The organism is Streptomyces collinus Tu 365, assembly GCF_000444875.1.
Classification (GTDB): Bacteria; Actinomycetota; Actinomycetes; order Streptomycetales; family Streptomycetaceae; genus Streptomyces; species Streptomyces collinus_A.
This window is the reverse complement of the sequence record NC_021985.1, coordinates 3,358,097-3,370,412: the sequence shown is the minus strand read 5'-3', so window position 1 is coordinate 3,370,412 and position 12,316 is coordinate 3,358,097. Positions and strand designations below refer to the sequence as shown.

Annotated in this window: 10 protein-coding genes; 5 read left to right on the top strand and 5 right to left on the bottom strand. The window is 74.4% G+C overall.

All coding sequences use genetic code 11. From position 1 onward, the window contains the following. Positions 1-54 precede the first annotated feature (54 nt). The gene (locus tag B446_RS14550) at positions 55-444 is read left to right on the top strand and encodes a hypothetical protein (RefSeq protein ID WP_020940206.1); all 390 of its coding nucleotides are present in this window, start codon (positions 55-57) and stop codon (positions 442-444) included. 104 nt (positions 445-548) lie between these two features. Further along, on the top strand, positions 549-1,982 hold the full coding sequence (locus tag B446_RS14545) for a S28 family serine protease (RefSeq protein WP_020940205.1): 1,434 nt from the start codon (positions 549-551) through the stop codon (positions 1,980-1,982). Between the two features lie 60 nt (positions 1,983-2,042). Here the strand turns inward: B446_RS14545 and B446_RS14540 are convergent, their stop codons facing one another. From B446_RS14540 to B446_RS14520, 5 genes are all read right to left on the bottom strand, one after another. Continuing rightward, positions 2,043-2,714, bottom strand: coding sequence for a hypothetical protein (locus B446_RS14540; protein ID WP_419184155.1), 672 nt, complete (start codon positions 2,712-2,714; stop codon positions 2,043-2,045). A gap of 165 nt (positions 2,715-2,879) precedes the next feature. Continuing rightward, positions 2,880-4,721, bottom strand: coding sequence for a glycoside hydrolase family 3 protein (locus B446_RS14535; protein WP_020940203.1), 1,842 nt, complete (start codon positions 4,719-4,721; stop codon positions 2,880-2,882). Positions 4,722-5,093: 372 nt separating this feature from the next. Further along, positions 5,094-6,404, bottom strand: coding sequence for an MFS transporter (locus B446_RS14530; RefSeq protein WP_020940202.1), 1,311 nt, complete (start codon positions 6,402-6,404; stop codon positions 5,094-5,096). 144 nt (positions 6,405-6,548) lie between these two features. Then, positions 6,549-7,349 carry a sugar phosphate isomerase/epimerase family protein gene (locus B446_RS14525; RefSeq protein WP_020940201.1) on the bottom strand — a complete coding sequence of 267 codons (801 nt, stop codon included), beginning with the start codon at positions 7,347-7,349 and terminating at the stop codon, positions 6,549-6,551. 383 nt (positions 7,350-7,732) lie between these two features. Then, positions 7,733-8,779, bottom strand: a complete 1,047-nt coding sequence (locus tag B446_RS14520; protein ID WP_020940200.1) for a LacI family DNA-binding transcriptional regulator — start codon at positions 8,777-8,779, stop codon at positions 7,733-7,735. Between the two features lie 282 nt (positions 8,780-9,061). On the opposite strand from B446_RS14520, the gene B446_RS14515 reads away from it, so the two are divergent. The 3 genes from B446_RS14515 to B446_RS14505 are packed head-to-tail and all read left to right on the top strand — an operon-like array spanning position 9,062 to position 12,203. Continuing rightward, on the top strand, positions 9,062-10,213 hold the full coding sequence (locus tag B446_RS14515; RefSeq protein WP_020940199.1) for a Gfo/Idh/MocA family protein: 1,152 nt from the start codon (positions 9,062-9,064) through the stop codon (positions 10,211-10,213). Then, positions 10,210-11,361 (top strand): dihydrodipicolinate synthase family protein, encoded by a 1,152-nt coding sequence (locus B446_RS14510; protein ID WP_020940198.1) that lies wholly within the window; start codon positions 10,210-10,212, stop codon positions 11,359-11,361. Before B446_RS14515 ends, B446_RS14510 begins: the two co-directional genes overlap by 4 nt. Beyond that, positions 11,358-12,203, top strand: a complete 846-nt coding sequence (locus B446_RS14505; protein ID WP_020940197.1) for a sugar phosphate isomerase/epimerase family protein — start codon at positions 11,358-11,360, stop codon at positions 12,201-12,203. Before B446_RS14510 ends, B446_RS14505 begins: the two co-directional genes overlap by 4 nt. Positions 12,204-12,316: the final 113 nt, after the last annotated feature.

The following is a 12,316-nucleotide window of genomic DNA, read 5'->3' as shown; positions in this document are numbered from 1 at the left end:
CGTACACCAGTACGGTCATCGGTGACGAGTGACGGCGGTACGGGGAGGACGACAGTGGACAGTGGTGCGATACGCAGGCGTCTGGCGCTGGGCGCGGCCGTGCTGGCCGCGTCCGGCGCGCTCGCCCTCGCGGCACCCGGCACCGCCTCGGCGGCGACGGACGGCTGCGCGGGGCGCGAGGTGCGGACGCTTCCCTTCGGCGCCGGTGCGGTGCACGTCTACAAGCGCGGCGGTTACGTCTGCGCCGTCACCGTGGCCCGCGACCCCGGTACGAGGCGCGTGATGTCGGTCAGCGTGCAGGCCCGCGGCAACCGGCCGGTGGTGGAAAGGGGCAGGTTCACGCACCACGCGGGGCCCGTGACCGTGCACGCCGGGCAGCGCTGCGTGTGGGTGAAGGGCTCGGTGAACGGCGACTCGGTCAGCTCCGGCTGGATCCTGTGCTGACCACGTAAGCCGCAGACCTCGCCAAACCATACAACTCCCTCTGGTGTCATGGCTGTTGCTCCACTAGCTTCCGGCGCACATCTGTCTCACAGGGGAGAGTGCGCATGCGCAAGGCGCTCAGATGGCTGCTGGCGCTCACCGTGTTCATAGGCACGCTGAGCACAGCCGGGGCGGCCACCGCCGCCCCGTCGGCCGCATCGGGGCCCACCGACATCAAGGACCGCCTCCTGGCGATACCGGGCATCAGCCTGGTGCAGGAGAAGCCGTACCCCGGCTACCGGTACTTCGTCCTGAACTTCACCCAGCCGGTCGACCACCGGCACCCGGACCGCGGCACCTTCCAGCAGCGCATCACCGTGCTGCACAAGGACGTGAGCCGCCCGACGGTCTTCTACACCAGCGGCTACAACGTCTCCACGACACCGTCCCGCCGCGAGCCCACCCAGATCGTGGACGGCAACCAGGTCTCCCTGGAGTACCGCTTCTTCACACCCTCCCGGCCCGACCCGGCCGACTGGTCCAAGCTGGACATCTGGCAGGCGGCGAGCGACCAGCACAGCGTCTACGAGGCGCTGAAGCCGGTCTACGGCGCCAACTGGCTGGCCACCGGCGGCTCCAAGGGCGGCATGACGGCCACCTACTACGAGCGCTTCTACCCCCGCGACATGGACGGCGTGGTCGCCTACGTCGCCCCGAACGACGTGGTGAACAACGAGGACTCGGCCTACGACCGCTTCTTCGCCAAGGTCGGCACGAAGGAGTGCCGGGACCGCCTGAACGCCGTCCAGCGCGAGGCCCTGGTCCGGCGCACCTCCCTGGAGGAGAAGTACGCCCGGTACGCCGCCGACAACGGCTACACCTTCGACACCATCGGCGGCCTGGACAGGGCCTACGAGGCGGTCGTCCTCGACTACGTGTGGGGCTTCTGGCAGTACAGCCTGCTGAAGGACTGCGACTCGATCCCCGCGGACGCGGCGCACGCCGCCGACGACGCGATCTGGGACTCGGTCGACACCATCTCCGGCTTCTCCGCCTACACCGACCAGGGGCTGGAGACCTACACGCCGTACTACTACCAGGCCGGCACCCAGCTGGGCGCGCCGACCATCCACTTCCCCTACATCGAGCGCGAGTTGGTCCGCTACGGCTACCAGCCGCCGCGCAACTTCGTGCCCCGTTCCATCCCGATGCGCTTCCAGCCGGACGCGATGCGGGACGTCGACACGTGGGTCCGCCACCACGCCACCCACATGCTGTTCGTGTACGGGCAGAACGACCCCTGGGGCTCGGAGCGCTTCCGCCTCGGCGCGGGCGCCCGTGACTCCTACGTGTTCACGGCCCCCGGCCTGAACCACGGCGCGAACGTCGCCGGTCTGGTGCCCGACCAGAAGGCCCTGGCGACGGCGCGGATCCTCCAGTGGGCCGGGGTCGCGTCCCCGGCGGTGCGGTCCGACCCGTCCGCGGCGAAGCCGCTGGCCCGCCACGACGCCCGCCTCGACGCGGGTGCCGTGGAGCGGGAGCCCGGCCTGCGGCCGTAGCCCCCGGCGAAACGGCCACCGACGGCGGAGTCCGCACCCGCGGGCTCCGCCGTCGGCGCGTCAGCGGGCCCGGCGGGCACAGCCCACCGGGCGGTCGCCGGCGAGCTGGACGTAGAGGACGGTGGAGGCGGGGCAGGCCCGGCGGCTGGTGGTGGCCTCGGTGATCCGGTACCGCGGTGCGCGGCGGCCGGAGCCGTCGCAGGCCGTCTCCCGTACCTGGCCGCGGCCCGAGTCGTAGAGGCAGTCCCCGGGGATGGTGCGCGGGCCGCCGCCGGCGCCGGGGTCGCCCGGGTGCGGGGGCTCCAGATTGCGCATGCAGGCGTAGCCCTGCGGGATCGCGCCGTCGCCGTCCTCGCCGTCCTCGCCGTCCTCGTCACCCGGGTCGTGCGCGGGTCGCTGCGCGCTGATGCGCAGGACGAAGTCGGTGGTCGGCGGGCACGGTGGGCCGCCGGTGACCGCGCCGTCGTGGCGGGCGACGACCCGGGCGGCGGCACGCTCGCCCGCGCAGGGCACCTCGGTGGAACTCACGGTGCCGAAGGAACTGCACGCGCCCACCGCGAGGAACGGGGCACCGTGGCCTGCGGCGCGCCCCGGAGCGGACCGGGCGTCGCCCGCGGGAGCGCCGGCCGGGCCCCGGCAGCCGGTGAGCAGGGCGGCCAGCACGGTCACGGCGGCCACGGCGACGAGGGCGGTCCGGGCGGTCGGACCGACGCGGGCCGACACTCCGGTCAAGGGGCGGACGGGGCCGCCCTGCCGTGGCCGGTGCACCCCTCCCACGCCGCCTCGTCCGCGCATCGCACACCCCCGCCCAGCGTGACCCCGGCCGCGGGGCCACGCCAGGCGTGCGGGAGGTTTTCCGCCCTCCGGGGACGTTCCGCCCCGGTGGACGGCGTACGGCTAGTACGACAGGCCGTACCCCAGGGGATACAGCACCCGCGCCGGATCGTCCGCCCGCTGCACGGGCACCGGGAGCCGGCCGCGCGGGGCCACCCGGCCGGCGATCACCCGTGCGGCGGCGCGCAGTTCCACGTCCGTCCAGGAGTAGGTCGCCAGGCAGGCCCGCACCGAGGTGAGCTGGGCCGCGTCGTAGGGGTTGCGGATGGCGACCGCCACCACCGGCCGCCCGGTGGCGAGCAGTCGGTCGACCAGGGTGCGCTGGCTGCTGTTCGCCGTCACGTTGTACGTCCCGACGACCACCGCGTCCACGTCCTGTGCCGCCGTCACTGCCCGGTCGATCGCCGCCGCCGAGGGTGCGGTGCCGGTGGACAGCGCGGTGGCGGTGAAGCCGAGTTCGGTGAGGGCGGCGGCCAGCACGCCGGTGGGCGGGCCCGTGGTGCCGGACGGCGAGGCCGGGTCGGCGCCGACGACGAGGACCTTGGGCGCGGTGCGGCTGTCGAGCGGGAGGACGCCCCCCTCGTTCACCAGCAGGGTCGTGGTCCGCTCCGCGATCCGGTCGGCGGTGGCCAGGTGGGCGGCGGTGCCGACCGTCCGGTCGACGCCGGCCCGGGTGACGTGCGCCCGTTCCAGGAGCCCGAGCCGGGCCTTGAGCCGCAGGATGCGCAGGATCGATTCGTCCAGACGGGCCTCGGTCAGTTCGCCGTCCTGGACGGCCTTCAGCACCGCGTGCCACGCCACGTCGATCGAGGGCGGGTTGAGCAGCTGGTCGACGCCGGCCTTCAGGGCCAGCACCGGCACCCGGTCGTCGCCGTACTTGGTGCGCACGCCCTCCATGCCCAGCGAGTCGGTGACCACGACCCCGTCGTAGCCGAGTTCGCCGCGCAGGATGCCGGTGAGGATCGGGTGCGAGAGCGTCGCCGGGTCCCCGGAGTCGTCGAGGGCCGGGAACTGGATGTGGGCGGTCATGATCGAGTCGATGCCCGCCTCGATCGCGGCGCGGAAGGGCACCGCGTCCAGCCGCTCCCACAGGTCCCTGCTGTGGGTGATGACCGGGAAGCCGGTGTGGCTGTCCACGGCGGTGTCACCGTGCCCCGGGAAGTGCTTGGCCGTCGCCGCGACCCGGGACCCCTGATAACCCTTCACCTCGGCCGCCACCAGCGCCGCCACCGCGTCCGGGTCGGCACCGAAGGACCGTACGCCGATCACCGGGTTGGCCGGGTTGACGTTCACGTCGGCGTCCGGCGAGTAGTCCTGGTTGATCCCCATCGCGCGCAGTTCGGCGCCGGAGACGCGGCCCAGGGCGCGGGCGTCGGACCGCGAGCCGCCCGCCCCGATCGCCATCGCGCCCGGGAACAGCGTGGCCGGCTTGCCCACCCTGCACACTATGCCGTGCTCCTGGTCGGTCGCGATGAGCACCGGCAGGCCGCGGGGCTGCGCGAGGGACGCCGTCTGGATGCCGTTGGACAGGTCCGCGATCTGGTGCGGGTCGCGGGTGTTGTGCGCCCAGGTGAAGTAGATGATGCCGCCGACCCGGTACTTCGCGATCAGCTCGGCGGCCGTGCGGACCCCGATCTCCGCGAGGTTGGCGTCGATGTCGGCCTGGTCGGGCGCGGTGGCCGAGTGGCCGTAGACCCGCATCACGAAGAGCTGGCCGACCTTCTCCTCCAGGGACATCCGGGAGATCAGGGCGCGCAGCCCGCGCTGGTCGACGGGGGCGGCCTGGGCGGTGGCCGGTACGGTCAGGGCGGCGGTCAGGCCCGCGGTGGCGGCGAGGACGGCCCGTCTGGACGGCCGTGCGGTGTTTCCCGTTCTTCCCGTGCTACCCGTGCTGCTGTCGTGCACGTGCGCTCCTTCCGGAGGAGAACCGCTGAAAGAAACTTCCGAGGAGTCACCAATATCCGGGAAGTTTCTTTCCGTCAAGACAACGCACAGGAAGGCGGAACGGGGCCGCCGCCGGCGCATGGGAGGGGGGCGCGCCGACGGCGGCGGGCCACCGGGTGTGGTGCGGCGCAGAGGGTGCGTCGGCTTCCGCGGCGGGCGAGAGTGCCGACACCGCACCGGGGGCTCGCCCGGCGGCCCGCGCGTTGGACGCGCCGGGGCGAGGGACGGTTCCCTCCGGGCCGTCGGGGGTGGCGGGGAGCGGTGGCCGGTCGAGGGGCCCGCCGGGATGCGAGGTGACACACCGTGAGTCGGGCGTTCCCGACCCCGCGCCGGTCAGGCCCCGGTGACGCCCTCGACGGTGCCGGTGGCCGCGTCCGCGGGTTCCGGCCCCGATCCCGGTTCCGGTTCCGGTTGCGGTTCCGGTGCTGCGGTGCCCCGGAGTTCCGGTGTCGTCGTCGCGACCGCGGCGACCGCGAGGACGCACAGCAGCCCGCCCGTGACCAGCGAGGTCGCGCCCGAGGTCCAGCCGGCGAGCAGGCCGCCGCGGGCGTTGCCGATGCTGGGGCCGGCCTGGCCGACGATCTGCTCGGCCGCCGTGACCCGGCCGAGCAGCGCGTCCGGGGTGCGGGTCTGCACGATCGTGGAGCGGGAGACCACCGCCGTGGCGTCCGCCGCCCCGGCGACGGCGAGCAGCGCGAGCCCGGTCCAGGGATCGCGGGACAGCCCGAAGCCGACCAGGGCCGCGCCCCAGGTCGCGGACGCGCACAGCATCACCGTGCCCGGCCGGGCGAGCCGGGTCAGCGAGCCGGACAGGGCGGTCGCCGCGACACCGCCCACGGCCAGGGCCGACAGGAACAGACCCAGGGTGCTCGGGTCGTCGCCGAAGCGCTCGGCGTTGACCAGCGGGAACAGGCTGACCGGGAACGACAGCACGGTGGCGGCCAGGTCGGTGATCAGCGCGCCCCGCACCACCCGGTGCCCGGCCAGGAACCGCAGCCCGTCCAGCACCCCGTGCACACCCGACCGCGACGGCTCGCCCCGCGGGCGCAGCGCGGGCAGCCCGAAGGCCCCGTAGAAGGCGACGCAGAAGCTGAGCGCGTCCAGCAGGTAGCAGGCGCCGATGCCCAGCCGGCCCAGCAGCACGCCGGCCAGGGCCGGGCCGAGCAGCATCATCGACTGCCCGGTGACCTGGTTCAGGGCCAGACCCGCGGCCACCTGGTCCTTGGGCAGCAGCCGCGGTACGAACACCCCGGCCGCCGGGGCGCCGAGCGCGCCGAACGCCGACTGCACGGCCACCAGCGCGAGCACGGCCACCACCGGCACATGGCCGGTGAATCCCTGCACGGCCAGCAGCAGCGAGCACACGGCCTGGCCCACGGTGGCCGTCAGGTAGATCCGGCGCCGGTCCGCGCGGTCCACCCAGGAGCCGGCGAACAGCCCGAACGCGACCAGGGGCAGCGCCTGTGCCAGCCCGACCGCACCGGTCCACGCCGTGCTGCCGGTCATGTCCCACACCTGGTACATGACCGTCACCATGGTCATGAACCCGCCGAGCACGGAGACGGTCCGCCCGATCAGCAGCCGCCGGAAGACGGGCGAGGTGCGCAGCGGCCGTACGTCGATCAGGGAGCGGGCGAGGCTCATGAGAGGGGGCGGGGGCGGGGGAGGGTGCGCGCGGCGTGCTGGATCACCGGGGGAGGCTAGCCGGTCCCGTGGCGGACCGGCCAGCCGATTACCGGGCCCCGGTGGCCTGGCGCGGCTCGCCGAGCACCGGGCGCCCCGGCGGCCCTACGCGGCCTCGCCGAGCAGCCGCACGAGGTGGTCGCGGCCCGCGTCCAGCAGGTCCGGGAGCGGGGCGGCCGACTCGTACCAGCGCTTCTCGTACTCCCAGCACAGCCAGCCGTCCCAGCCGTGCCGGCACAGGACGTCCACGCACTCGGTCAGCGGCAGCACGCCCGCGCCGAGCGGGAGCGGGCTCGTGTCGTCGGCCGAGGCGATGTCCTTGACCTGGACGTAGCCGAGGTGCGGGGCGAGGGCGGCGTAGCTGTCCTGGGGCTGCTCGCCGCCCAGCCAGGTGTGCGCCACGTCCCAGAGGGCGCCCACCTGCCGGTGGCCGACCGGGCCGAGCACCCGGATCAGGTCGGCACCGGTGCGGTGCGAGTCGTGGGTCTCCAGCAGGATGCGGACGCCGAGCGCGGCCGCGTCCTCGGCGGCGCTGCCCAGCCGCCTGGCGGCGACGGCGTCGGACTCCTCGGCGGGCAGGTCGGGGTCGGCGCCCGGGAACACCCGCAGGAAGGGGGCGCCCAGGTCGTGCGCGAGCTGGAGGAGTCTGCGGAGTTCGTCGAGGACGGGGGCGTCGTCACCGGGCGCGGCGACGCGCGTGTACCCGCCGAGGCCGAGGAGCTCGACGCCGGCCGCCTTGAACAGCGCGGCCGTGTCGGCGCGCTCGGCGGCGCTGAGGCCCGGGTGCACCGGCTCCTCGGGATGGGCGCGCAGTTCGACGCCGTGGTAGCCGTGCGCGGTCGCGAGCGCCAGGACGTCGGGGACGGACAGGCCGGGGACACCGAGAGTGGAGAACGCCAGCTTCATGCTCCGGACCCTACTCGCCACATGCCCGATCCGCGCAGATCCAACCCCCGGTCCCGGCCGACCGGATCCGCGCAGAAGTGTCCAGCCGAGCCACCCGCCCGACGCCCACCCCGCCCACCCCAGGGGCGCGGGGAACCGCGCGCCCAGCCCCCACCCACCCGCAGCCCCTCACACACGAAGGCCACACACCGAGCCCCGCGCAGCCGAGCCACCCGCCCGACGCCCACCCCGCCCACCCCAGGGGCGCGGGGAACTGCGCGCCCAGCCCCCACCCACCCGCAGCGCCTCACACACGAAGGCCACACACCGAGCCCCCGCCCACCCGCAGCCCCCCGCCCGCAAAAGCCCCCACGCACCTCGGCCCCACCAGGACACCGACGCGCTCACCCCCGCGGCACCCCGGAGGACCCCCGCACCATCAACTCCCCCCGCACCGAGGCGATCCCCCCGGGCGGAGGCTCCTCGCGGCCCATGGCGATGCGGCCCGCCCGGGCGCCCGCGTCCGCCAGGGGCAGCCTGACCGTCGTCAGGGACGGCACCGCGTCGATGCTGAAGGGCAGGTCGTCGAAGCCGGCCACCGAGACGTCCTCGGGGATGCGCAGCCCGGACTCGCGCAGCGCGGCGCACGCGCCGAGGGCGACGGAGTCGTTCGCGGCCACGATCGCCGTCAGGGACGGGTCCCGGCGCAGCAGTTCCAGGGTGGCCTCGTGCCCGGACCGCCGGTCGTAGCGGCCGTAGACCGTCCGGCGCGGGTCCTCCTCGATGCCGGCCGCCGCCAGCGCCGCGCGGTGGCCCTCGAGCCGGTGCCGGGTGGTGGTGCGCTCCTCGGGGCCCGCGATGTAGCCGAGCCTGCGGTGGCCGAGGCCGATGAGGTGGTCCGTCAGCGCGCGGGCGCCGCCGCGGTTGTCGAAGGTCAGCGCGACGGCCTCGGTGTCCGGCGCCGGCGGCCGCCCGCACAGCACCACCCGGGTGCCCGCGTCCGCCAGCTTGCGCAGCTTCGCCGCGACGGCCGCGGCGTGCGGCACGTGCTCCACGGCGCCGCCGGTCAGCACCACGGCCGCGGCCCGCTGGCGCTGCAGCAGGGTGAGGTACGTCAGTTCGCGCTCCGGCGACCCGCCGGTGTTGCAGACGACCGCGAGCCGCTCCCCGCCGGCCCGGCCGCCCGGCCCGCCGATCTCGGCCTGGATCGCGCTCGCCATGATGCCGAAGAAGGGGTCCGCGATGTCGTTGACGAGGATGCCGACGAGGTCGGAGGTGGCCGCGGCGAGCGCGCTGGCGGGGCCGTTGAGGACGTAGTCCAGTTCGTCCACCGCGCGCAGCACCCGCTCGCGGGTGGAGGCGGCGACCGGGTAATTGCCGTTCAGCACGCGCGACACCGTCGCGGGGGAGACCTGTGCGCGGGCCGCCACGTCCGCCAGGGTCACCGTCATCGTCGTCCTCCGGTCGTGCTCAGGTCGCGCGTCTGCCCGCGCATGGTTCCGTCCTCGTAGACAGACCGGTCACGGTCACGGTTCCGCCCGGTGTCCAGCAGACCCTAAGGCCAACAACCCGGGTTGTTCGCTCCCTCGAACAACTCGAAAAGGACACGGTCTTGTCCGCACCAGGGCTCAGCGGCTAGCTTCCCACCGGACGGAAAGCGCTTGCTCGCCGCGCTGCCCCCGCTGCCGGCGCCGATCCCCTTCGGGCCGTACGGCGCCGACGAAGGGACTGACGTGACACGCAGGACGGTGCGTATCGCCATGAACGGCGTGACCGGGCGCATGGGCTACCGCCAGCACCTCGTCCGGTCGATCCTCGCCCTGCGCGAGCAGGGCGGCCTCGACCTCGGCGACGGCACCGTGCTGTGGCCCGAGCCGGTCCTGCTCGGCCGCCGCGAGCACGCCCTCAGGGAGATCGCCGAACGGTACGGCCTGGAGCACGTCTCCACCGACCTGGACACCGTCCTCGCCGACCCGGACGTCGACGTCTACTTCGACTCCCAGGTCACCTCGGCCCGCGAGGAGTCGCTCCGCAAGGCGATCGCGGCCGGCAAGCACGTCTACACCGAGAAGCCCACCGCCACCGGCCTGGCCGGCGCCCTCGAACTCGCCCGGCTGGCCCGGGACCGGGGCATCCGGCACGGCGTCGTCCAGGACAAGATCTTCCTGCCGGGCCTGCGCAAGCTGAAGCGCCTGGTCGACGCCGGCTTCTTCGGCCGCGTCCTGTCGGTCCGCGGCGAGTTCGGCTACTGGGTCTTCGAGGGCGACTGGCAGCCCGCCCAGCGCCCTTCCTGGAACTACCGGGCCGAGGACGGCGGCGGCATCGTCGTCGACATGTTCCCGCACTGGGAGTACGTGCTGCACGAGCTGTTCGGCCGCGTGACCTCCGTGCAGGCGCTCGCCACCACCCACATCCCGCAGCGCTGGGACGAGCACGGCAAGCCCTACGACGCCACCGCCGACGACGCCGCCTACGGCATCTTCGAGATCGAGGGCGGCGCGATCGCCCAGATCAACTCCTCCTGGGCGGTCCGCGTCCACCGCGACGAACTCGTCGAGTTCCAGGTCGACGGCACGCACGGATCGGCCGTCGCCGGGCTGCGCCACTGCCGCGCGCAGCACCGCGGCGCCACCCCCAAGCCGGTCTGGAACCCCGACCTGCCCGCCACCGAGGTCTTCCGCGACCAGTGGCAGGAGGTCCCGGACAACGCCGAGTTCGACAACGGATTCAAGGAACAGTGGGAGCTGTTCCTGCGGCACGTCCACACCGGCACCCCGTACCACTGGGACCTGCTGGCCGGCGCCCGCGGCGTCCAGCTGGCCGAACTCGCCCTCAGATCCTCGGCCGAGGGCCGCCGCATCGACGTGCCGGAGGTCGCGCTGTGACCCTCCGGCTCCCGGCCGCCGACGGGGGGACGAGGACGTACGAGCCGCGCACCGAACCGCTCGCCCTCACCCCCGGCGCCCCCCTCACCTCCCGTACCGTCTTCGCGGCGGCGCACGTCGTCGCCGACCCCCGCGCCGACGTCTCACCCGACGCGCCGGCCGCCGTCGACTGGGACGCCACCCTCGCCTTCCGCCGCCATCTGTGGTCCCACGGGCTCGGCGTCGCCGAGGCGATGGACACCGCCCAGCGCGGCATGGGCCTGGACTGGCCGGGCGCGGCCGAGCTGATCCGCCGCTCGGCGGCCGAGGCCAGGAGCGTGGGCGGCCGCGTCGCCTGCGGTGCCGGCACCGACCAGATCACCGGCGGCACCCTGCCCGAGATCCGTGCCGCGTACGAGGAACAGCTCGCCCTGGTCGAGGAGTCCGGCGCCCAGGCGGTCCTGATGGCCTCCCGGGCCCTGGCGGCCGCCGCCTCCGGACCCGACGACTACCTGGACGTCTACGGCCACCTGCTGCGGCAGGCCGCGGAGCCGGTGATCCTGCACTGGCTGGGCCCGGTGTTCGACCCGGCCCTGGAGGGCTACTGGGGTTCGCCCGACCTCGACGCGGCGACGGAGACGTTCCTCGCGGTGGTCGCGGCCCACCCCGGCAAGGTCGACGGCGTCAAGGTCTCCCTGCTGGACGCCCGGCGCGAGACCGCCCTGCGCCGCCGGCTCCCGGCCGGGGTCCGCTGCTACACCGGCGACGACTTCCACTACCCCGAGCTGATCGCGGGCGACGAGCACGGCTTCAGCCACGCCCTGCTCGGCGTCTTCGACCCGCTGGGACCGCTGGCCGCCGAGGCGGTCCGGGTCCTGGACACGGGGGACACGACGGGCTTCCGCGCCCTGCTCGATCCCACGGTCGCCCTGGCCCGCCACCTGTTCCGGCCCCCGACCCGCTTCTACAAGACCGGGGTCGTCCTGCTGGCCTGGCTCGCGGGCCACCAGGACCACTTCACGATGGTCGGCGGCCTGCAGTCGGCCCGCTCCCTCCCGCACCTCGCCCGCGCCTACGAACTCGCCGACGGCCTCGGCCTGTTCCCCGACCCGAAGCTCGCCGAGGAACGGATGAGGAACCTGCTGTCGCTCTACGGGGTGGACCGATGAGCACGGTGGACACGGAACTCGCGCGTCTCTCCGTCAACCAGATGACGGTCCGCCGACTCGGCCTGCCCGAACTCACCGACGCCTGCGCCCGCTCGGGCGTGCCCGGGGTCGGCCTGTGGCGCGAGCCGGTCCGGTCGTACGGCGTCGAGGCGACCGCCAAGCTGGTCCGCGACGCGGGCCTGACGGTGACCACCCTGTGCCGGGGCGGTTTCCTCACGGCGGCCGAGGCCGGGCCGCGAGCGGCCGCGCTGGCCGACAACCGGCGCGCGATCGAGGAGGCGGCGGCCCTCGGCACACAGGTCCTGGTCCTGGTCTCGGGCGGCCTCCCGCCCGGCTCCCAGGACCTGCCGGCGGCCCGCGAGCGCGTCGCCGACGCGCTCGCCGAACTCGGGCCGTACGCCCGGGAGCACGGCGTGCGTCTGGCCGTCGAGCCGCTGCACCCCATGTACGCGTCCGACCGCTGCGTGGTCTCCACCCTGACCCAGGCCCTCGACCTCGCCGAACGCTTCCCCGCCGACCAGGTCGGCGTGGTCGTCGACACCTACCACGTCTGGTGGGACGACCGGGCCCCGCGGCAGATCGCCCGCGCGGGCGCCGCGGGCCGCCTCCACGCCTTCCAGCTCGCCGACTGGACCACCCCGCTGCCCGAGGGCGCCCTCAACGGCCGGGGCCAGCTCGGTGACGGCGCGATCGACCTGCGCGCCTGGAGACGGCACGTGGACGCGGCCGGGTACACGGGCCCGATCGAGGTCGAACTGTTCAACGAGAAACTGTGGGCACGGGACGGGCGAGAGGTGCTGGCGGAGACGGTGGAACGCTTCAGGACCCACGTCGTCGGCTGACGCCGGGGCCGAGGCCGGGGCAGAATTCTCGGCATCCCGTACAACCCTTTCCCCGGACCGCCGGTCGTACCGTGCGTCAGAACCTCCGGGGGGACCCGGGGGGGATCTCGGGG